Below are 19,234 nucleotides of genomic sequence, written 5' to 3'. Positions count from 1 at the left end.
TCTGCTTACCGCTCAATATGTCGATCGTCCTCACCGGTCACACTCCCCGAACACGATATCCATCGCACCGAGAATGGCGGTGGTGTCGGCGAGCATGTGGCCCTTGGCCATGAAGTCCATCGCCTGGAGATGCGAGAAAGCGGTCGGGCGGATCTTGCAGCGATACGGCTTGTTGCTGCCATCAGCGACGAGATAAACGCCGAACTCGCCCTTGGGGCTCTCGGTCGCGACATAGACGTCGCCCGCAGGAACGTGGAAACCCTCGGTATAGAGCTTGAAGTGGTGGATCAACGCCTCCATCGAGCGCTTCATCTCGCCGCGCTTGGGAGGCACGACCTTGCGGTCGAGGCTCGCGATCGGTCCGTCGGGCATCTCGTTCAGGCACTGCTTCATGATCCGCGCGGATTGACGGACCTCCTCCACGCGCACCATGAACCGGTCGTAGCAATCGCCCCGCGTGCCCACCGGCACGTCGAAGTCCATCTTCGCATAGACGTCATAGGGCTGCGACCGGCGGATATCCCAGGGGATGCCCGAGCCGCGGATCATCGGGCCGGAAAAGCCCCAGCGGATCGCATCGTCGCGGCTGACCGTGGCGATGTCCACGTTACGCTGCTTGAAGATGCGGTTGTCCGCGACCAGGCTGATCGCGTCCTCGAACAGGCGAGGCAGGCGCGTATCGAGCCAGTCGGCGATATCGGTCAGCAGCTTCAGCGGCGTATCCTGGTGCACCCCGCCCGGCCGGAAATAGGCCGAATGCATGCGCGCGCCGGAAACCCGCTCGAAGAAGTTGAGGCAATCTTCGCGGATCTCGAACAGCCACAGGTTCGGCGTCATCGCGCCGACGTCCATGACGTGGCTGCCGAGGTTGAGCATGTGGTTGGAGATGCGCGTCAGCTCAGCGAAGAACACGCGGAGATATTGCGCGCGGATCGGCACTTCGAGATCGAGCAGCTTCTCGATCGCCAGCACGAAGCTGTGCTCCATGCCGAGCGGAGAGCAATAGTCGAGCCGGTCGAAATAGGGCAGCGCCTGAAGATAGGTCTTGTGCTCGATCAACTTCTCAGTGCCTCGGTGGAGCAGGCCGACATGCGGATCGACCCGCTCCACGATCTCACCGTCCAGCTCCATCACAAGACGAAGCACGCCGTGCGCAGCGGGATGCTGCGGGCCGAAATTGATCGTGTAGTTCTGGATCGCGATATCGCCGACACTGGGGTCGGCCGCATCCAGCTTGCCTTCGATGGCGTCGAGATGATCAGCCATTGTTCGTATCCGGCTTCTTGCGCGTACGCGGCTTGGCCACCTTGGGGGCGTCGTCGGACGCGGCAGGCTTAGTCCGCGCGGCGCGCGGCTTCTTCACGACGTCCGGCTCGGCCGGCTTGGGTTCGGCATCGGGCGAGGCCTTGCCGGCACCGGTCTGCGCCGGGCTCTCGGTCGTCTTGGGCGTGGGCGGAGGTACGGCGGCGGCCGCCTTGGCGGCATCCGCCTTCTGGATCTCGTCGGCCTTGAGCGGCGTCGGCGCACCCTTGGCTTCGGGGAGCTTCGCCTTCTCGTCGCCGGGCAGGATATACTCGGCGCCTTCCCAAGGGCTCATGAAATCGAAGCTGCGGAAATCCTGCGCGAGTTGCACGGGCTCGTACACCACCCGTTTCGCTTCCTCGGAATAGCGCAGCTCGACATAACCGCTGAGCGGGAAATCCTTGCGCTGCGGATGGCCGCGGAACCCGTAATCGGTCAGGATGCGGCGCAGATCGGCATTGCCCGAGAAGAGCACACCGTACATGTCGTACACTTCGCGCTCCAGCCAGCCGGCGACCGGCCAGATACCCGTCACCGACGGAACCGGCTTTTCCTCGTCCGTCTGCACATGCACGCGGATGCGGTGGTTGCGGGTCAGCGAGAGCAGGCAATAGACTACCTCGAAACGGTCGGCCCGTTCCGGATAGTCGACGCCAGCGATCTCCATCAGCTGCTGATATTCCAGGCCGGGCGTATCGCGCAGCGCGACCATCGTCTCGACCAGCGAAAGCCGGTCGACGGTCAGCGCGACTTCGCCGACCGCATCGAGCGACGACAGAAGGCTCGCGCCGAGAACTTCGCCCGCGCGATCAATCACCCCGTCATTGGCCGTGTAGGCCGGCGCCGGCGCCCTCACCGTTCGATCGTTCCGATACGGCGGATCTTCCGCTGCAACTGCATGATGCCATACAGCAGAGCCTCCGCGGTGGGCGGGCAACCAGGGACGTAGATGTCGACCGGGACGATCCGGTCGCACCCGCGCACGACGCTGTAGCTATAATGATAATAGCCGCCGCCATTGGCGCAGGAGCCCATCGAGATGACGTATTTCGGCTCCGACATCTGGTCGTAGACGCGGCGCAGCGCCGGCGCCATCTTGTTGCACAGCGTGCCGGCAACGATCATTACGTCCGACTGACGCGGAGAGGCGCGCGGCGCTGCGCCGAAACGCTCAAGATCGTAGCGCGGCATGTTCACATGGATCATCTCGACGGCGCAGCAAGCGAGACCGAAGGTCATCCACCAGAGCGAGCCAGTGCGGGCCCATTGAAACAGGTCCTCGGTCGAGGTGACCAGGAAACCCTTGTCGGTCAGTTCGCCGTTCAGATCGTTGAAGAACGTCTGGTCAGGCGGGATGATTGCGCCACCGGAGGCGGCGGGGGTAAGTTCTACTCCCACTCGAGCGCTCCCTTCTTCCATGCATAGACGAGGCCGAGCGCGAGTTCGGCAATGAAGCCCATCATCGCGAACCATGCCGTCCAGCCGAGCGAGAAGACGCTGACTGCCCAGGGATAGAGGAACGCGGCTTCGAGATCGAAAATGATGAACAGGATCGCGACGAGGTAGAAACGCACGTCGAACTGGCTGCGCGAATCCTCGAACGCCGGGAAGCCGCATTCATATTCCGTGAGCTTCTCGGGCGTCGGCTTGTGCGCGCCGGTGAAGCGCGCGGCGATGATCGGCAGGAACACGAACGCGCTGGACAGCACGATCGCGACGCCCAGAAACAGCAGGATCGGCAGATATTGCGACAGGTCGACCAATGAGCTTCTCGCAGGTGCGAATGGATGGCGCGGCTTTAGGACGATGCCCCCTGTTGGGCAAGGCCGCGAGGAGTGAGAATCACTCGCAAAAACAATCCTTCCCGAGCCTCGTCGGGGAGCAATCGGGTCAGCGGAGTGCGTTCGCCAGCAGCTTGTGAAGCTTCGATTGCAGTGCGTCGTTCGCCGCCAGGAATTCGCCGCGCTCTATCATGCGGTCGCCACCGCGGAAATCGGTCACGAAGCCGCCGGCCTCGCGCACCAGCAGGATACCGGCAGCGACGTCCCAGGGCTTAAGACCCGATTCCCAGAAGCCGTCGAACCTGCCGGCCGCGACCCAGGCCAGATCCAGCGCCGCGGCGCCGAACCGCCGGATGCCCGCCACTTCAGGCGCAATCGCCCCGAAGATGCGACTCCACTCCGCGAAATTGCCGTGTCCGAGGAACGGAATGCCCGTGGCGATAAGAGCATCAGGGAGCTCGCGACGGGCGGACACCCGAAGCCGCTGTTCCTGCATCCAGGCGCCCCGGCCCTTTTCAGCCCAGAAGCTGTCATCCGTGATCGGGTTATAGATCAGGCCTGTGGTGATCTCACGCTTGCCGTTGGCCAGCGGCTCCTCGACCGCGATAGAAACAGCGAAGTGGGGAATGCCGTGGAGGAAATTGGTCGTCCCGTCGATCGGATCAACGACCCAGCGCGGCTTGTTGGGATCGCCGGCGACCTCGCCGCGCTCCTCCATCAGGAAACCCCAGTCCGGGCGCGCCTTGGACAGTTCCTCGAAAATCGTCTGCTCGGCGCGCTGGTCAGCCATGGAAACGAAGTCGGCAGGCCCCTTGCGGCTTACCTGCAGGTGCTGGACCTCGTTGAAGTCACGACGCAGGCGCGGCGCTGCCTTGCGCGCGGCGCGATCCATGACGGTGATGAGGCCTGAGTGGGAAACCAATTCAAATCTCCTCCCCTCCCGCGAGCGGGAGGGGTTGGGGGTGGGCCCGCGCTATCCGCGAGCGGCTCGTTCGAGGGGCGCGCGGGCCCACCCCTCAGCCCCCTCCCGCAAGCGGGAGGGGAGGAAAACATCAGTCCGCGCGGCGGACGTAAGTCTGCTCATACACATCGACCACGATGCGCGTGCCAGCGCCGATATGCGGCGGCACCATCACGCGGACGCCATTCTCCAGGATCGCAGGCTTGTAGCTTGACGAAGCGGTCTGCCCCTTCACCACCGCATCGGCCTCGACAATCAGCGCCTCGATCGTGTCCGGGAGCTGCACCGAGATCGGGCGCTCCTCCCAGAGCTCCATCACCACATCCATGCCATCCTGCAGGAAGGCAGCGGCATCGCCGAGGATGCCTGCATCAAGCGTGATCTGTTCGTAATTGACCTTGTCCATGAAGGTCAGCTGGTCGCCCTCACGAAACAGGAACTGGAAATCAGTCGTCTCGAGCCGCACCTTCTCAAGCGATTCGGCCGAGCGGAAACGGACATTGTTCTTCCGGCCGTCGATCAGGTTCTTCATCTCGACCTGCATATAGGCACCGCCCTTACCGGGCTGCGTGTGCTGGATTTTCACCGCGCGCCAGATGCCGCCTTCATATTCGAGAATGTTGCCGGGACGAATCTCGACCGCGTTGATCTTCATGGGGATGCCTGTGATGGAAAGAGCGAAGGCGCGGCCTTTAGCGAGAGGACGGCTTTCCGGCAAGGTAGGGGTAGGGATTGACGTCCTGCGCCTGGTACCAATGCTGTTCCGGCGTGGTGCGACCGAGGCCGAAATGGAGATGGAAATTGCCAGCCCCGGCATTGCCGGTATCGCCGACATAGCCCAGCGCATCCCCAACCTTCACCACCTGCCCTTCCTGCACGCCCGGCGCATAACCGGAGAGATGAGCATAATAATAGACCCAGAGGCGGTCAGGCGACCTGACATAGAGTGTCGTCCCGCCCGCCGCGCTCTGGAACAGCTTCTCGATCGTGCCGGCCGCAGCCGCAGCCACCAGCGTGCCGGCGGCCGCCGGGATGTCCGTCCCGTGATGTTGACGCGCGCCACCATCGCGGGGGTCTTCCCAGCTGTCGGCGATGGCGCCCCGTGCCACGCCCGCTACCGGTATCGCGAGCAGTCCGTGTCGATCGCCGACTATCTGGACCGGTGCCGACGACACGGTGGGCGTGGCCATTACCGTCGTCACCCTTGGCTGCTGTTTCGCATCGGGCAGGGTTTGCCCCAACAGCACCAGCGCGACGAACACCCCGACGACGACACAGATCAGCATCAGGAAACCGCGGCCGAGCTTCCTCACGACATCATTCCTGGAACACAGCCGGCGTGCCCGGCTTCACCATGAGGGACAGGCGTGCAGCGTCCCAGTTGCTCAGGCGGATGCAGCCATGGCTTTCGGCGCGGCCGATCGTGCTCGGCTCGGGCGTACCGTGAATGCCATAATGCGGTTTCGAAAGGTCGAGCCAGATCACCCCGACCGGACCATTCGGACCGGGGGGCAACGTCGCGGCCTTCGCATTGGCTTTCGCGTCCCAAAACAGATCCGGGTTATAGTGAAACGGCGGATTGTAGGACGCCCCCTGGATTTTCCAGGTGCCGATCGGCAGTGGATCATGCCTGCTCCCCATCGTCGCCTGAAACTGGGCGACCAACCTGCCCTGTTTGTCGAGCACGCGCAGCACCTCGTCCGACTTGTCCACCACCACCTTCACTCCCTGCGGCTGATCGGCGGAGACGTTCAGGTCGTTTAGCGTCTTGCGCCAGTCAGCCGGCAGCTTCGCATCATATGCGCGCGATACCGGGAGCGCGTTGGGGAAGGTGACCTTCGATCCAGGCTCGAGCCCGGTCCGGGGGTTGTTCATCGCGAGCAACACCTGCGGCGTGGTGTGGAACATTTCCGCCAGCTTCTCCATCGGAGAACGGTAGCCGAGCGCGGGGAGTTTCGCCTGTTCCTGCGGGTCCTTGGGAAGCGGATTGGTATAGGGCCCGGCCAGCATGCCCGGCGTGAGCGCGAGGGTACGCGTCGGCCGCCACGCGCGATACGGATGGAGTGCCTGCAAGGTCGCGCGATCAATCTCGCCGGTGATCTTCAGCCCGCGCGATTCCTGGAAACCCTTCAGCGCGGCCGTCAGCGACTTGCCGGGACGTCCGTCAAGGATGCCGGGAGAGAAACCGAGATGATCGAGAATCACCTGCACATGCAGAATCGAACGATCGATTGTTTGCGGCTCCTGTGCATTTGTTCCCAGATCAGTCGCGCCAACGGGGCCAAGAGAGGCAAAAGCGAGACAGGCTGCGCCGATCGTTATTTTTCTCATAGTTTCAATCTCCTAGATTGCCTGCCATGCAATCAACGATGGACAGCCGGCTTGTTTCCGGCCCGGAACAAGTCGATGGTCCCATCCTCTCGCGACGCGCGCTGATCGGCCGTGCGGTGATGGCCGGTGCCGCGCTCGCGCTTCCCCTGCCCGCGATGGCGGCCGGCGCCGAGTGGCGGCTGGCGATCCGCAACGTGCACAATAACGAGAGTGTCGACGCCGTCTTCGCGCGCAGCGGCGAATTCGTCGCTGACGGCCTTGCGGAACTGAATCATGGTCTCCGCGACTGGCGCACCGGCCAGATATTTCCGATGGACCGCAAGCTCCTCGCCTTGCTGGTGCAGCTTCGCGAGAAGCTGGAGATCAGCGGCAGCCGCAAGATCGACCTGATCTCCGGCTATCGCTCACCCCGGACCAACGCGTCGCTGCGCGCCCGCGGCGGCGAGCACACTGGCGTCGCGAGCCAGAGTCAGCACATGGTCGGCAAGGCGACCGACATCATGATCCCCGGCGTCTCGCTTGAGCGGCTTCGCGGCGCAGCGCTTGCACTGGGTGGCGGGGGAGTCGGCTATTATCCGCGCGACGGCTTCGTCCATGTCGATACGGGGCCCGTGCGCCGCTGGTAACAGATACAACACAAGAAAAAGCTTTATAGTCGGACAGACGCGATCACGACTGCGATCACAGGAGTCCGCTTATGCTACGACTCGTCGAAACGCTCGCCCGGAAGTTCGCCCCCGACTTTGTCAGGCCTCACCGATATTTTGTCGCACTGGCCCGCAATCGCACTGGCCAGCGGGTTACGGATGGCCCGTTCAAAGGCATGCGTTATGTCGACCACTCAGTCGGCAGCGCCTATGTGCCGAAGCTCCTCGGCATCTACGAGCGTGAGCTAGCCGCCGTTATCGAGCAGATCATCACATCGAAGCCCTCTCTCATCGTCGATGTCGGCGCGGCGGAGGGCTATTATGCCGTCGGCCTTGCTTTACGCCTGCCGGATGCCCGCGTGATCGCGTTCGAGATGGAGGCCGAGGGTCGTGCCGCGATTGCCGAGATGGCTGCTTCCAACAACGTCGCTGATCGTGTGACCATCCTGGCAACATGCGAAGCCGATGGCCTGAAGGCCGCGCTGGACGGGGCAAGCGGCGCGGTCGTAATCATGGATGTCGAGGGCTATGAAGAAAGCCTGCTTGACCCGGTAAAGATCCCGGCGCTCGCCACGGTGCCCTTCCTGCTGGAACTGCACGAATTCGTCGTGCCGGGCATCAGCGAGACCATCGCGCGCCGGTTCGAGAAGACGCATGAACTGCGGCTGATCTGGGCTGAAAACCGCAGCCGGGACGATTTCCCCTGGCGCACCATGCTGACCAGCCTGTTGCCGGGCAGCTATATCGACGACGCGGTCAGCGAAATGAGGCCGGAACGGATGTCCTGGTATTTTGCCAGCCCCATAACGGCCTCGGGAGAAACCACAGGCCACACGGGATAATTATCCCACTCGATCAAGAAGCGATATCAAGTCGTCCCGAAGGTACTCGGGGCAAGTAACTCAGCGAAAGCCTTGATCGCCGCAACCTCGTCCCCACCCCACACCGCATTCGACACGGCGATGAAGTCCGCACCGGCCTTGACCAGCGGTGGAGCATTGACCGGCGTGATCCCGCCGATCGCGACGCACGGGATTTCGAACACGGTTGACCACCAGCTCAGGATCGAAGGATCCGGGTGGTGGCTGACCTGCTTGGTCGTGGTGGGGTAGAAGCTGCCGAACGCAACATAATCGGCCCCGGCCTCCCCCGCCTCCATCGCGAGATGGCGGCTGTCATGGCAAGTGACGCCGATCTGCGCCGCGGGGCCAAGCACTGTCCGCGCCTCGCGCGGATCGCCATCTTCCTGTCCGAGATGCACGCCGTCGGCATCCAGCCGTTTCGCGAGCGAGATGCTGTCGTTGACGATGAACGCCACATCCCGCTCGGCGCAAATCGCGCGGAGCGGTTCACCCAGCCGGGCCGCCTCGTGCTGGTCGATGTCCTTCACGCGGAACTGGAACGCCGCGACCGGCCCGGCATCAAGCGCTCGCGCCAGCCGGTCGGGAAAGGCGCCACTGACATCGAGCGGCGACACGAGGTAGAGCTGGCACGGAGGCCGCCGGACATCGCGCGTGAATTGCGCGGCGAAATCGGGATCGAGCGGGCCCAACGGATCTTCTTCAGTCATCGCCCTGCCGTAGCGCCGCTATGGCGGCATGGAAAGTCGCTGGCTCATCGAGCTTATGGGCGATCGCGGAGATGCGACGGCGGCCTAGCAGGATCGGCTGTTTCAGATCGAGGACGACATTGGGCTAGGCAAGCAGCGCGAGATTGAGCAAATCACGCTGCTTGATCGCCGCTGCGTCCCATTGCGGGCGAAAACCGGCAATCTGGTCGATCTCGATCGTGATCATTTTCAACCAGCCAGCGCGCATCGTAAGCCTGCCATCCCCGATCAGAACGGGCATCCGCCGGAAGGAACGGATCAGCCCGAACAGTGCAGCGACCAGCGACAGATCGATGATCCCGAAGACGAGCGCAGCGTGCCAGCCCCAGGCCGCGACGACGACGAGGTGAACGACGAGCATCTCCATCACCGCAAGGCCGAGCAGGACCGCCAGCATCGGTGACAGGCTGCGGTGATAGGCGAAGGTCACACCGGGCCGTTCACCACAGCGAGCAGGAACCCGTCCCATTTCTTCGCCCCGACGGTCTGGACTGCCGTCGCGCTGAGCCTCGGTTCGGCCGCGACCGCCTCGAACAGCGCGCGCGTGCCCCGGATGCGGTCGTCGTCGCTGGTCGCGTCGAGCACCCCGCCCTCGCGGATGACATTGTCGACAACGATCGTCGTCCCCGTTCGCCCGAGGGCGAGCGCCGCGCGCAGATAAGCAACGTTGCTCGGCTTATCGGCATCGATGAAGATGAAATCGAACGGCCCCTCGCCCGCAGCGATCATCGCATCCAGCGACCCGATCGCGGGTCCAACCCGGATATCGACCTTGCCGGCAAAACCCGCCACCGCGATGTTGCCACGCGCGACATCGGCATGGTGCGATTCAAGTTCGAGCGTCACCAGCCGGCCGTCCTCGGGGAGTGCCCGCGCCAGCCAGATCGTCGAATAGCCGCCGAGCGTCCCGACCTCAAGAATGTGCCGGGCACCGGCCATTCGCGCGAGCAAATGAAGCATCTTCCCCTGCGCGGCCGAAACGTCGATCGCGGGCAGGCCGCCCGCCTCGTTCGCGATCAATGCGGCATCGAGCGCCGCATCGGCCCCGATCAGATGATCGACGATATAGTCGTCGACGGCGGTCCAGGCGGCGTCGCTCATTTCCCCGCTCCTGGCCCGTCGCCGATCGATCGAGTCTCAGCGCCGCTCCCAACCCCGGCGCGCTGGCCGAGCCTGCCCTTCAGCTTTCCGATCAATCCGAACATCGCGCCCTCCTGAGCCAGTGGGGGAGCGGCGGCACCGATCATCGCGACCGCCACGCCCCCGCCGGAAAAACCACGCCGTCTGATGACCGGCGCTTCGGTTATTCCTCGTTCTTGTAGATACGCACCAGCTTGTCGAGCATCGCGAGCGCCTCGTCGCGCGGGCGCTGGAAGGTGTTGCGGCCGATGATCGAGCCGTTGCCGCCGCCGTCGCGGATGTCGCGCGCGTCCTGATAGACCGCATCGGCCCCCTTGGCCGCACCGCCCGAGAACACCACGATGCGGCGCCCGGCGAAGCTAGCCTGCACGACGTGGCGAACGCGGTCCGACTGCTTCGACCAGTCGGTGCCCTCGTACATCGGCTTGGCTTCCTTTTGCTCGATATGGTCGCTCGGCAGCTTCACCTTGATGATGTGCGCGCCGAGCAAAGCCGCCATGTGTGCGGCATAGGCGCCGACATCGAGCGCGAGCTCGCCCGACTTGGGCAGCGCACCGCCGCGCGGATAGGACCAGATGACCGTGGCGATACCGACCGACTTGGCCTCCGCCGAAAGCTCGCGGATCTGGCCGATCATCGAGAAAAGGTCGTCCGACCCGGGATAGATGGTGAAGCCAATCGCCGAGCAGCCGAGCCGCACCGCGTCCTCGACGCTGGCGGTAACTGCCTGGTTCGCCCCGGTCGCCCAGCTGTTCGAACTATTGACCTTGAGGATCGTCGGGATCTGGCCAGCAAAGGTCTCAGCGCCTGCCTCGATCATGCCAAGCGGCGCGGCATAAGCTGACAGGCCCGCATCGATCGCGATCTGATAATGATAGTGGGGATCGTAGGCGGGAGGGTTGATGGCGAAGCTGCGCGCCGGGCCATGTTCGAAGCCCTGGTCGACCGGCAGAATAATCAGCTTGCCGGTCCCGCCAAGCTTGCCGTGCATCAGGATGCGAGCGAGGTTCGCCTTCACGCCGGCATTGTCGGACTCGTACTTGTCGAGAATTGCCTTCACGGTCGGCGTCATCGCGATCCCTTTGCTGCTGCTGATGTTGCGCGGCTGTTAGCTCGCGATCACGCCAGGGGCAACGGGCGTACATGCCGGCTGAACGGGATCATTGCTGTCCGCAAGTGACATCCGGCGCGTTTAATCGCGACGAAATGGCTACGCGACAATGCCACATTACGCCATTCACTTGCAGGCCAAGACGGATTCCGCTGCGCAGCAGCGAAAAATCAAGGTGACCATCCGTGACGTGAAACAAGGATCGAATATGATTTTCGTGCTCCACGGACAGTAAGGTGGAGCTGCATAGACAATGACAGAATCGTTCCGCGCGTTCTGCCCTAACAGATGCGGAACATTCGCCATTATTGACGCACGTCCGTTCCTGCATCAGGTTCAGGGCAAAGGGGAAAGCTGTCATGGGATCGCTATTGTCGCGCGGGTTGAAGCTTCTCGGGCTTGGAGCGTTCGCCTTTTTCTTGACCGCCGCAAAGGTCCCGAGGGTCGGCGAGCCCGCGCCCGATTTCGAATTGACGCTGGTCGATGGTTCGAAAGTGTCGCTCAACCAGCTTCGCGGTCGGGTGGTGGTACTCAACTTCTGGGCGACCTGGTGTGTACCCTGCCGCGAAGAGCTTCCGTTGCTGGACCGATATTATGAACTCCAGCAGAAAGCGGGCCTGAGGGTCTTCGCGATCGCGACCGAGGATTCGATACCGCTATACAAAATGAAGAAGCTCTTCGAGGTGATGCACATGCCCTCAGCGAAAAAGATCAAGGGACCATACTCCATCCTTGAGGGCGTCCCGACCAACTATATCATCGACCGAGCGGGCCGTATCCGTTACGCCAAAGCGGCGGCATTCGATCTCGAAGCGCTGAACCGGACGATCATACCGCTGCTCAAGGAACCGACTCCCGCGCCGGCGACCGCCGCGAACTGATTCTGGTGGGATTGTAGCAACGAGGCATCAACCGCCGAATCTGATTTTCACGCAAACCTTGCCGGCGGCTGCCAAAGGCCGGCTCAAGAAAACTCGGGGACTTCGCCGGGTTCGCCGAACCAACGCAACGCAGCCTCGGCAGCTTCCTCGTGATCAGCGGCCCCGCCAGCCCAGGCGACAACGCCATCAGGGCGCACGAGCACCGCGCTCAGGCCAAGCCGGTCCTCGGCATCCCTTGCCATATAGGTGATCCGATCGCTCCAGCGACGTGCAATCGCCTGAAGCGACCCCTGAGAGTCGAAGTCCAGCAACAACCCCCTCCCCTTCGCGAGGTGATCGCCAAGCCTCGTCCCGTCGACCAACGCGAAATCAGGAGCGCTGCGACCCACCAGTGGCTGGTTGCTCCCAAGATCGTAGCGGAGAGAAACGCCCCAGATCCGCTCAGCGAAATATGTCGCGCCGTCGCGCGTATCAATGAGGTCGCGGATGATGGCTTCGAGCGCGCGTGAACTCCGGCTCGGCCGCATGAGCGCGACCTGCGCACGCGACCAATCGAGAACCTTCACACCCACCGGATGTCGTTCGTCCAAATAGCTGTCGAGCAGACCAGCGGGCGCGGCACCCCGGATGGTCGCGGCAAGCTTCCATCCAAGGTTCATCGCGTCCCCGAGCCCGAGGTTGAGCCCCTGGCCGCCCAGAGGGGAATGGATATGCGCTGCGTCACCGGCGAGCAGCACCCGTCCGTTGCGATATGCCGTCGTCTGGTAAGCGCGATCAGTCCAGGTGGTGGCAAGTCGGAGCGCCGTCACGGTGACGTCAGTATCGGAGACACGGCGCAACACCGCCTGCACATGGTCAAGCGTAATCTGCCGGGTGCGGTGGGATGCACCTCCGTCGAACTCGACCATCGCGATCGTGCCGGGCTGCGTATAGGTATACATGCCGGTTGATGTATAGTGACGGCCCGGGCTGAGCTTGTCCGGATCGGCCATCTCGACATCAACGGAATAACCGGTGAACTCCGGATCGGTGCCGACGAACGTGAAGCCGCCAGCCTTGCGAACCGTGCTGCGGCCGCCATCGCATCCGACAAGCCATCGTCCGCGAAAGGTTTCGTCACCGGCGCGGATGGCCACGCCCTCATCCGACTGGTCGAAGTCTTCGACGCCAACACCACGCCTGATCTCGACGCCCATCGCGCTTGCGCGCGCGGCCAGGACGGATTCGAGATTTTCCATCTCGACCACCATGCTGGTGCCGCCCGGACCTGGCAGGCGATATTGCCACTTCGTCGCGTCGATATTGTCGAGGTGGAACTGGATGCCCGCGAAATGGCCACCCGGGCGGCGCGGCTGTTGCATCCAGTGCGCGGCATTGGACACGCCGCCCGACTCCTCCTTCGCGCGTTGCGGCGCCGTGATGTCGTTCAGGATGCCGCGCCGATAGAAGGCCTCGATGGTCGGCGCCGAAAGGCCGCGCATTCCGAAGGGAAGCCGCTTCAGGGGGGAGCGCGCGTCCTCTTCTTGCTCCAGCACCAGTACCGAGACGTCCGCGAGGCGCAACTCACAGGCGAGAAACAGTCCGACAGGGCCGGCACCAGCAATTACGACATCATAGATCAAGACAGACTCCTCGCGCCCGGTCGCCATTGGATGCCTGAATCCAAACCGCCTCGACTGGCTCCCGCAACAGGGATAATGGCAACCCATTCTGGCGTCATTCCGAAGGCAAGACAGAATGTTATTCATTTCCGCCAGGACGAAGTTGCGAGGCTTGAGCGAGTCATGCCGATTCTGAGCGATCCGCCCACCGAGTCCGAACGCCTCGATCCGGATGGAATACGCCGGCCGATCGTAACGGTCGGCATCGCGATCGCAGAGGTCGGCAAGATAGAAATCGACTTTCACCGCCACAGGAAGGGCCAGTTCCTCCTGGTGCAGCGGGGAGCGCTCAGCTGCGAGGTCGAAGGAGGATTGTGGATCGTGCCGCCACGAAGCGCTGTCTGGATCCCCGGGGGCGCGCTGCACGCCGTCAAGGCGACCGGCGCGTTGGAAGGCTATAACGCCTTCGTCGAACCGAAGCTCGATACAGGCCTGCCTGCGGTCTGCTGCGCGGTATCGGTGACACCGCTACTGCGCGAGCTCTTGATCCGATCCGCGAGCCTGCCCGCCCACTATGTGGAGGGCGGCGCGGAGTCGCGCCTGGTGGCGGTGCTTCTCGATGAAATTGCGTCGGCACGGGTCGAGGACCTCCACTTGCCGATGCCTTCCGACAAGCGCCTCCGCAGGATGGTCGAACTGATGATCGATTCTCCGGCGGATCGGAGAACGATGGACGTCTGGGCACGGCGCGCTGGGCTGAGCGAACGCACCCTGGCACGACTGATCACTCGTGAAACGGGCATGAGCTTCAGCCGTTGGCGCCAGCGGCTCGGCGTCATGTTCGCCGTAAAATGGTTGGCTGGCGGCGCTTCGATCCAGGAAGTAGCGAACGATCTTGGCTATGAAAGCATCCCCAGCTTTGCGACGATGTTTCGCAAGACGACCGGCGTATCCCCGGGACGCTACATGGCTGAACGGCACTCGCGACGATGATGGAACCCTGAGGAAGTGGGCGCGGTACGAGACCACACCCTCAGTCTGGGACTTGCGACGCAGCGAAAGCACGCAGGTTGATCGTGAGCTGGAGGTGCAGCGCGTGGTCCATCTGCGCCTGAGCGCCATCACGGCCCGGACGATATTGATTGAGATAGCCAACGTCCGCCGCGACCTCGCGCCCTAGCGGAAGCGTGACGCCAACGATGTTACGCATCCGTTCATACCCGCTGCGCTGCCCCCAGCTCGTGCTGTTGGGCAGAAAGAAGCTTTCGTGGCTGACAAAGAGCGCAACCCCCTTGGTCCCGAGCCGGTGATTGTAACGGATGAGCGGGCGGATGCGGAAACCCACCTCGCTGCCGCGTGGATTGAAGCGCTCGTCGACCCGGAAACGAGTAGTAACCGGTCCGAATGTCGCCACCACCTGCTGGCGCAAGCGATCCTCGTCCGCGCCCGTATTGCCGTTATGCGCTCCGACCCAGCGATACCCGAAACCCAGTTCGATGTTCTTGGTGGCGCGAAAGCCAAGCAAGCCCCCAAATTCGGTCTGGTACAATCCATTCTGCCGGTCGCTGAAGCGCGCAATCTGCTCAAGCGTAATACGCACGCGATCTGCGAGGGGGACATTGGTGTTGATCTGCAGCCATAGCTGCCCGTCCTGTCGCTGCGCGCACGCCGGCGTCGCAACCAGAGCAAGCGGCAAGGCCAGGAGCAAGTGGCGCAAAGCGGTGCGTTGGGATCGGGCGGGCATTCAGAACCGTAGGCGCGAAGCGTATGGACGGGAAGCCCCGCGCCCTACGCGGAAAGCGCCGCGACGCCGGGCAGTTCCTTGCCCTCCATCCATTCCAGGAATGCCCCGCCGGCGGTGGAGACGAAGGTGAAATCGTCCCCTGCTCCAGCCTGGTTGAGAGCGGCAACGGTATCGCCGCCGCCCGCGACGGAGACCAGCGAACCGTCGCGCGTCAGCGCCGCCGCCGTGCGTGCCAGCGCGACCGTCGCCGTGTCGAAGGGCGGTGTCTCGAAGGCACCGAGCGGCCCGTTCCAAACCAGGGTGCGGCAATTCTTGAGCACATCGGCCAGCGCCTCGACCGCGGCGGGACCAACGTCGAGGATCATCTCGTCGGCCGCGACCTCGTGGACGTTGACAGTGCGCACCGGCGGGTTGGCGCGGAATTCCTTCGCCACCACCACGTCATAAGGCAGATGGATGGTGCAATTGGCCCGCTCCGCTGCCTCGAAGATCTCCTCCGCGGTGCCGGTCAGGTCATGCTCGCACAGCGATTTGCCGACATCCACACCACGCGCGGCGAGAAAGGTGTTAGCCATACCGCCACCGATGATCAGGTGATCGACCTTCGCGACGAGATGCTTGAGCACGTCCAGCTTGGTCGACACCTTGGCGCCGCCGACCACCGCCGCGACGGGATGTTCGGGATTGCCCAACGCCTTGTCGAGCGCATCGAGCTCGGCCTCCATTGCACGACCGGCAAAAGCCGGAAGAATGTGCGCCAGTCCTTCAGTCGAGGCGTGCGCGCGATGCGCGGCGGAGAAGGCGTCGTTGACATAGAAGTCGCCAAGCCTGGCCATCTCGGCCGCGAGTTCGGGATCGTTCTTTTCCTCGCCGGCGTGGAAGCGAGTATTCTCCAGCACCGCGATATCACCTGCCTGAAGCGTGGCGATCGCTTCGGCGGCGCCCTCACCCACGCAATCCTCGATGAAGCGCACCGGGCGACCAAGCACCTGGCTATAGGGCCCGGTCACCAGCGCGAGCGACATCTCCGGATCGCGCTTGCCCTTTGGACGACCGTAATGGGCAAGGATCAGGACGATCGCACCGCGATCCGCCAGTTCGGTCACGGTCGGCAAGGTAGCGCGAAACCGGGTGGCGTCAGTGACGGCGCCATCGGCCATGGGCACATTCAGATCCTCACGGACCAGCACGCGCTTGCCGGAGACATCGCCCATGTCGTCAAGCGTCTTGAAGCTTTTCGCCGTCATTCTTCCACCCTGAAAATATCGCCGATGCCGACCCCGGCCGGTCCACCCCGATGAGCGATGCGAGCGCGGAGACCAGCAACGCTCCTTCCCCGTCCCCATCGGGCGTCGTCGAGAAGCAGTATCCCGATCTCCGACACGAACGGAAAAGGCATCGTCCCGCGTCCTTAGAGGAAAGCCGCCATCGCGCCGGCGGTGTCGACCATGCGGTTCGAGAAACCCCATTCATTGTCGTACCAGCTCACGACGCGGACGAGCTTGCCGTCGAGCACGGCGGTTTCGAGGCTGTCGACCGTCGAGCTGGCAGGCGTGTGCATCAGATCGATCGAGACGAGCGGTTCGTCGGTGTAATCGAGGATGCCCTTGAGCGGGCCACTCTCCGACGCGGCCTTGAGAATGGCGTTGACCTCGTCCCGGGTGGTGTCGCGCTTCGGCGTGAAGGTCAGGTCGATCAGCGAGACGTCCGGGGTCGGCACGCGGATCGCCGAGCCGTCGAGCCGGCCCTTCAGTTCCGGCAGCACCTCGCCGACGGCGCGCGCCGCGCCGGTCGTGGTCGGAATCATCGACATGGCGGCGGCACGGGCGCGGCGCAGGTCGGGATGGATCTGGTCGAGGATCTTCTGGTCGTTGGTATAGGCGTGGATCGTCGTCATCAGGCCTCGCTCGATGCCGATCGAATCGTTCAGCACCTTGGCGACCGGCGCCAGGCAGTTGGTGGTGCACGACGCGTTCGACACGATATTGTGGCCTGCCTCGAGCTTGTCGTTGTTCACGCCGAACACGACGGTCAGGTCGACGCCCTTGCCGGGGGCCGAGATCAGCACCTTCTTCGCGCCGGCATCGATATGCTTCTGCACGCTCTCGCGATCAGTGAAGAAGCCGGTGCATTCGAGCACGATGTCGACGCCCAGTTCGGCATGCGGCAGGTTGGCGGGATCGCGTTCCGCGGTGACGCGGATACGCTTGCCGTCGACGACCAGTTCATTGCCCTCGGCCGAGACCTTGCCGGGATATTTGCCATGCACCGAGTCGCGCGAGAACAGCCAGGCATTCGACTTGGCGTCGGCGAGGTCGTTGATCGCGACGAGCTCAAGTCCGGTATCGCCGCGCTCCAGTACCGCGCGTGCAACGAGACGGCCGATCCGTCCAAAACCATTGATCGCAACCTTCACCGTCATCGCAATTTCCTCCGTCGCGGATACCGGGCGCGGCGCTGACATGCGCGAAAAGGGCGACCGGCGAGTCTGATAAGCCGCGCGGTCTTTGCGGTGGGCGGACGCGCCCGTCAACCGCAGGAGGCCAAATCGATCTTGCCCGCCCGTAAAGCCATGCTATCCCGGGATGATGGCAGACGAGACGCCTCCGCCCGCGCTCGACCGGATCGATCGCGCGATCGCGAGAATCGAAGCAGCGATGGCTGAGCGGGACCGTGCGGCCGACGCGGCGGTGCGGCGCCACGCCGTGCTGCGCGCCAGGATCGAGCAGGCAGTGTCGACGCTGGACGACGTGATCGCTCGTGCTGAAGGCGAGGATGGGGCCGCCTGATGGCCGATGTCACCCTCACCATCGGCGACCGCCGCCACACCGTCGCCTGCCGCGACGGCGAGGAACCGCAGCTGCGAAAGCTCGGCGATATGCTCGACCGGCACTGGTCGACGGCATCGCGCGCCTCGGGCGGCCTCAACGGCGAGCGGACCATGTTGTTCGTCGCGCTGATGCTCGCCGACGAACTGGACGAAGCGCAGCGGCGCCCACCGCAAGGCGCCGGCGCGGCGTTGCTCGACCAGGTTGCCGAGCGATTGGAAAAGCTGGCGGCGACCCTTGAGAAAACGGCCCCGAAAGCCTAAATAGGGCGTGGCGGGCACTGCCCGGTACGAGCCTTACCGATTATCCCTGAGGCGATTATTCTTCCTAGGGGGTTGTCCCTGCGCTGGCCCTGGCCTGTCGTACATGATCCCCACCTGATGCTAACGGCGTCAGAGGATATTCAGGCAAACGGCCATGGCGGTCCCGCCACCGCTTTTCGAGAATGCGGCGACCGCGCTTTCTTCCTACCCCGGCGAAAGTCGTGCAAGTGGAGTGGTCACAAGGGCGGATCACATACCCTATGAATCCCGAGAAATCTGCTCTTCGCGCCCGGATCCGCGCCAGCCGCGACAGCTTCTTCGCCGGCGGACCATCTCCGATCGAGCCGCCATACGCCCTGCTCGCCCGGTTTGAACACGGCCTGACCGTCGCATCTTACGTACCGATGGGCAGCGAGGCGGACCCATCGCCGCTCGCCCGCGCCGCCGTCGAGCGTGGCTGCGCCATCGTGTTGCCGCATGTCACCGTTCGTTCCGAGCCGATGCGCTTCCTTGCGTGTGACAGCGAAGCCCCGCTGATCCCGGGTCCATTCGGCCTGTCGCAACCGCACCACGACGCAGCCGCGATGGCGCCGGACATCATCCTGACTCCGCTGCTCGCCTTCGATTCGACCCTCAACCGACTCGGCCAGGGCGCCGGCTATTACGATCGGGCCTTCACGCAATTCCCGGACGCGTGGCGGGTCGGGGTTGCCTGGTCGGTGCAACAGGTCGAAAGCCTGCCGCACGACCCGTGGGACGTACCGCTCCACGCCATCATCACCGAACGAGACTGGATTATCCCCAAATGACCCCTTCCTGGCGCAAACCCGTCGGCATGCTCGCGATCCTCGGGATGATCGTCGTCTGGGTGATTCTGGTCGCCAGCCTGTCCGGTATGATCGGCCGATGGCACGCGCTGCTGCAACTCGCCTTCTATCTCGTGACCGGAATCGCCTGGCTCTGGCTGCTGCCGATGCGCCGCATGCTGCTCTGGATGGAGACCGGACGCTGGCGCTGATTTCGCTGCGCCTTCCC

Annotated in this window: 24 protein-coding genes and 1 other RNA gene; 9 read left to right on the top strand and 16 right to left on the bottom strand. The window is 63.7% G+C overall.

Features of this window, described 5'->3' with window-relative positions:
- Positions 1–30 precede the first annotated feature (30 nt).
- The 8 genes from NDN01_RS03090 to NDN01_RS03055 form a co-directional block, all read right to left on the bottom strand.
- Positions 31–1,266 (bottom strand): NADH-quinone oxidoreductase subunit D, encoded by a 1,236-nt coding sequence (locus NDN01_RS03090; protein WP_272625750.1) that lies wholly within the window; start codon positions 1,264–1,266, stop codon positions 31–33.
- Entirely contained in the window at positions 1,259–2,158 is a 900-nt protein-coding gene (locus tag NDN01_RS03085) for an NADH-quinone oxidoreductase subunit C (protein ID WP_272625748.1), read from the bottom strand. The genes NDN01_RS03090 and NDN01_RS03085 overlap by 8 nt, the downstream gene beginning before the upstream one ends.
- A complete protein-coding gene (locus NDN01_RS03080) occupies positions 2,155–2,700 on the bottom strand; it encodes a NuoB/complex I 20 kDa subunit family protein (RefSeq protein WP_272625747.1) in 546 nt (181 codons plus the stop codon). The genes NDN01_RS03085 and NDN01_RS03080 overlap by 4 nt, the downstream gene beginning before the upstream one ends.
- A complete protein-coding gene (ndhC, locus tag NDN01_RS03075; protein ID WP_272625746.1) occupies positions 2,691–3,065 on the bottom strand; it encodes an NADH-quinone oxidoreductase subunit A in 375 nt (124 codons plus the stop codon). Before ndhC ends, NDN01_RS03080 begins: the two co-directional genes overlap by 10 nt.
- Positions 3,066–3,192: 127 nt before the next feature.
- Complete coding sequence (locus NDN01_RS03070; protein ID WP_272625744.1) at positions 3,193–4,005, bottom strand: inositol monophosphatase family protein; 813 nt, start codon at positions 4,003–4,005, stop codon at positions 3,193–3,195.
- A 130-nt stretch (positions 4,006–4,135) separates the two neighbouring features.
- Positions 4,136–4,699 (bottom strand): elongation factor P, encoded by a 564-nt coding sequence (efp, locus tag NDN01_RS03065; protein ID WP_272625742.1) that lies wholly within the window; start codon positions 4,697–4,699, stop codon positions 4,136–4,138.
- 37 nt (positions 4,700–4,736) lie between these two features.
- Positions 4,737–5,357 (bottom strand): M23 family metallopeptidase, encoded by a 621-nt coding sequence (locus tag NDN01_RS03060; protein ID WP_272625740.1) that lies wholly within the window; start codon positions 5,355–5,357, stop codon positions 4,737–4,739.
- 4 nt (positions 5,358–5,361) lie between these two features.
- Positions 5,362–6,375: a L,D-transpeptidase family protein gene (locus NDN01_RS03055; RefSeq protein ID WP_272625738.1), complete on the bottom strand. Its 1,014-nt coding sequence runs from the start codon at positions 6,373–6,375 to the stop codon at positions 5,362–5,364.
- Between the two features lie 119 nt (positions 6,376–6,494).
- On the opposite strand from NDN01_RS03055, the gene NDN01_RS03050 reads away from it, so the two are divergent.
- Entirely contained in the window at positions 6,495–7,001 is a 507-nt protein-coding gene (locus NDN01_RS03050) for a DUF882 domain-containing protein (protein ID WP_272628465.1), read from the top strand.
- 71 nt (positions 7,002–7,072) lie between these two features.
- A complete protein-coding gene (locus NDN01_RS03045) occupies positions 7,073–7,864 on the top strand; it encodes a hypothetical protein (protein WP_272625737.1) in 792 nt (263 codons plus the stop codon).
- A gap of 26 nt (positions 7,865–7,890) precedes the next feature.
- Here the strand turns inward: NDN01_RS03045 and thiE are convergent, their stop codons facing one another.
- From thiE to NDN01_RS03025, 4 genes are all read right to left on the bottom strand, one after another.
- Complete coding sequence (gene thiE / locus NDN01_RS03040; protein ID WP_272625736.1) at positions 7,891–8,592, bottom strand: thiamine phosphate synthase; 702 nt, start codon at positions 8,590–8,592, stop codon at positions 7,891–7,893.
- 124 nt (positions 8,593–8,716) lie between these two features.
- Complete coding sequence (locus tag NDN01_RS03035; RefSeq protein WP_272625734.1) at positions 8,717–9,061, bottom strand: hypothetical protein; 345 nt, start codon at positions 9,059–9,061, stop codon at positions 8,717–8,719.
- Positions 9,058–9,732 (bottom strand): O-methyltransferase, encoded by a 675-nt coding sequence (locus NDN01_RS03030; protein ID WP_272625732.1) that lies wholly within the window; start codon positions 9,730–9,732, stop codon positions 9,058–9,060. Before NDN01_RS03030 ends, NDN01_RS03035 begins: the two co-directional genes overlap by 4 nt.
- Positions 9,733–9,934: 202 nt before the next feature.
- The gene (locus tag NDN01_RS03025) at positions 9,935–10,843 is read right to left on the bottom strand and encodes a class I fructose-bisphosphate aldolase (RefSeq protein WP_272625731.1); all 909 of its coding nucleotides are present in this window, start codon (positions 10,841–10,843) and stop codon (positions 9,935–9,937) included.
- A 398-nt stretch (positions 10,844–11,241) separates the two neighbouring features.
- On the opposite strand from NDN01_RS03025, the gene NDN01_RS03020 reads away from it, so the two are divergent.
- The gene (locus NDN01_RS03020; RefSeq protein WP_272625730.1) at positions 11,242–11,763 is read left to right on the top strand and encodes a TlpA family protein disulfide reductase; all 522 of its coding nucleotides are present in this window, start codon (positions 11,242–11,244) and stop codon (positions 11,761–11,763) included.
- Between the two features lie 83 nt (positions 11,764–11,846).
- On the opposite strand, the gene NDN01_RS03015 is transcribed toward NDN01_RS03020, so the two are convergent.
- Positions 11,847–13,385 (bottom strand): FAD-dependent monooxygenase, encoded by a 1,539-nt coding sequence (locus NDN01_RS03015; protein ID WP_272625728.1) that lies wholly within the window; start codon positions 13,383–13,385, stop codon positions 11,847–11,849.
- A 162-nt stretch (positions 13,386–13,547) separates the two neighbouring features.
- Between NDN01_RS03015 and NDN01_RS03010 the strand changes: the two genes are divergently transcribed.
- Positions 13,548–14,357 (top strand): AraC family transcriptional regulator, encoded by an 810-nt coding sequence (locus tag NDN01_RS03010; protein ID WP_272625726.1) that lies wholly within the window; start codon positions 13,548–13,550, stop codon positions 14,355–14,357.
- 40 nt (positions 14,358–14,397) lie between these two features.
- On the opposite strand, the gene NDN01_RS03005 is transcribed toward NDN01_RS03010, so the two are convergent.
- The 3 genes from NDN01_RS03005 to gap all read right to left on the bottom strand — a co-directional run bounded on the left by NDN01_RS03005 (position 14,398) and on the right by gap (position 17,530).
- A complete protein-coding gene (locus tag NDN01_RS03005) occupies positions 14,398–15,081 on the bottom strand; it encodes a DUF2490 domain-containing protein (protein WP_272625724.1) in 684 nt (227 codons plus the stop codon).
- 71 nt (positions 15,082–15,152) lie between these two features.
- Complete coding sequence (locus NDN01_RS03000) at positions 15,153–16,355, bottom strand: phosphoglycerate kinase (RefSeq protein WP_272625722.1); 1,203 nt, start codon at positions 16,353–16,355, stop codon at positions 15,153–15,155.
- A gap of 164 nt (positions 16,356–16,519) precedes the next feature.
- The gene (gene gap / locus NDN01_RS02995; RefSeq protein WP_272625720.1) at positions 16,520–17,530 is read right to left on the bottom strand and encodes a type I glyceraldehyde-3-phosphate dehydrogenase; all 1,011 of its coding nucleotides are present in this window, start codon (positions 17,528–17,530) and stop codon (positions 16,520–16,522) included.
- A gap of 163 nt (positions 17,531–17,693) precedes the next feature.
- Here gap and NDN01_RS02990 point away from each other — a divergent pair, with 163 nt between their 5' ends.
- The 5 genes from NDN01_RS02990 (at position 17,694) to NDN01_RS02975 (ending at position 19,217) form a co-directional block, all read left to right on the top strand.
- Positions 17,694–17,897, top strand: a complete 204-nt coding sequence (locus tag NDN01_RS02990) for a hypothetical protein (protein WP_272625718.1) — start codon at positions 17,694–17,696, stop codon at positions 17,895–17,897.
- On the top strand, positions 17,897–18,199 hold the full coding sequence (locus NDN01_RS02985) for a cell division protein ZapA (protein ID WP_272625716.1): 303 nt from the start codon (positions 17,897–17,899) through the stop codon (positions 18,197–18,199). The genes NDN01_RS02990 and NDN01_RS02985 overlap by 1 nt, the downstream gene beginning before the upstream one ends.
- 11 nt (positions 18,200–18,210) lie before the next feature.
- Positions 18,211–18,367, top strand: a non-coding RNA gene (gene ssrS, locus NDN01_RS25945) — 6S RNA.
- A 92-nt stretch (positions 18,368–18,459) separates the two neighbouring features.
- Positions 18,460–19,008 (top strand): 5-formyltetrahydrofolate cyclo-ligase, encoded by a 549-nt coding sequence (locus tag NDN01_RS02980; protein WP_272625715.1) that lies wholly within the window; start codon positions 18,460–18,462, stop codon positions 19,006–19,008.
- Positions 19,005–19,217: a DUF2842 domain-containing protein gene (locus NDN01_RS02975; protein WP_272625713.1), complete on the top strand. Its 213-nt coding sequence runs from the start codon at positions 19,005–19,007 to the stop codon at positions 19,215–19,217. The genes NDN01_RS02980 and NDN01_RS02975 overlap by 4 nt, the downstream gene beginning before the upstream one ends.
- Positions 19,218–19,234 lie beyond the last annotated feature (17 nt).

The organism is Sphingomonas sp. QA11 (genome assembly GCF_028473665.1).
Lineage (GTDB): Bacteria > Pseudomonadota > Alphaproteobacteria > Sphingomonadales > Sphingomonadaceae > Sphingomonas > Sphingomonas phytovorans.
Note: the sequence above shows the minus strand (reverse complement) of the source record. Positions and strands in the feature narration are given on the sequence as shown.

Excerpts from the sequence above, each read along its gene's own strand:
- NDN01_RS03090 (WP_272625750.1), bottom strand. The coding sequence starts at position 1,266 with ATGGCTGATCATCTCGACGCCATCGAAGGCAAGCTGGATGCGGCCGAC.
- efp (WP_272625742.1), bottom strand. The coding sequence starts at position 4,699 with ATGAAGATCAACGCGGTCGAGATTCGTCCCGGCAACATTCTCGAATAT.
- NDN01_RS03055 (WP_272625738.1), bottom strand. The coding sequence starts at position 6,375 with ATGAGAAAAATAACGATCGGCGCAGCCTGTCTCGCTTTTGCCTCTCTT.
- NDN01_RS03050 (WP_272628465.1), top strand. The coding sequence starts at position 6,495 with ATGGCCGGTGCCGCGCTCGCGCTTCCCCTGCCCGCGATGGCGGCCGGC.
- NDN01_RS03045 (WP_272625737.1), top strand. The coding sequence starts at position 7,073 with ATGCTACGACTCGTCGAAACGCTCGCCCGGAAGTTCGCCCCCGACTTT.
- thiE (WP_272625736.1), bottom strand. The coding sequence starts at position 8,592 with ATGACTGAAGAAGATCCGTTGGGCCCGCTCGATCCCGATTTCGCCGCG.
- NDN01_RS03030 (WP_272625732.1), bottom strand. The coding sequence starts at position 9,732 with ATGAGCGACGCCGCCTGGACCGCCGTCGACGACTATATCGTCGATCAT.
- NDN01_RS03025 (WP_272625731.1), bottom strand. The coding sequence starts at position 10,843 with ATGACGCCGACCGTGAAGGCAATTCTCGACAAGTACGAGTCCGACAAT.
- NDN01_RS03020 (WP_272625730.1), top strand. The coding sequence starts at position 11,242 with ATGGGATCGCTATTGTCGCGCGGGTTGAAGCTTCTCGGGCTTGGAGCG.
- NDN01_RS03010 (WP_272625726.1), top strand. The coding sequence starts at position 13,548 with ATGCCGATTCTGAGCGATCCGCCCACCGAGTCCGAACGCCTCGATCCG.
- NDN01_RS03000 (WP_272625722.1), bottom strand. The coding sequence starts at position 16,355 with ATGACGGCGAAAAGCTTCAAGACGCTTGACGACATGGGCGATGTCTCC.
- gap (WP_272625720.1), bottom strand. The coding sequence starts at position 17,530 with ATGACGGTGAAGGTTGCGATCAATGGTTTTGGACGGATCGGCCGTCTC.
- NDN01_RS02990 (WP_272625718.1), top strand. The coding sequence starts at position 17,694 with ATGATGGCAGACGAGACGCCTCCGCCCGCGCTCGACCGGATCGATCGC.
- NDN01_RS02985 (WP_272625716.1), top strand. The coding sequence starts at position 17,897 with ATGGCCGATGTCACCCTCACCATCGGCGACCGCCGCCACACCGTCGCC.
- NDN01_RS02980 (WP_272625715.1), top strand. The coding sequence starts at position 18,460 with ATGAATCCCGAGAAATCTGCTCTTCGCGCCCGGATCCGCGCCAGCCGC.
- NDN01_RS02975 (WP_272625713.1), top strand. The coding sequence starts at position 19,005 with ATGACCCCTTCCTGGCGCAAACCCGTCGGCATGCTCGCGATCCTCGGG.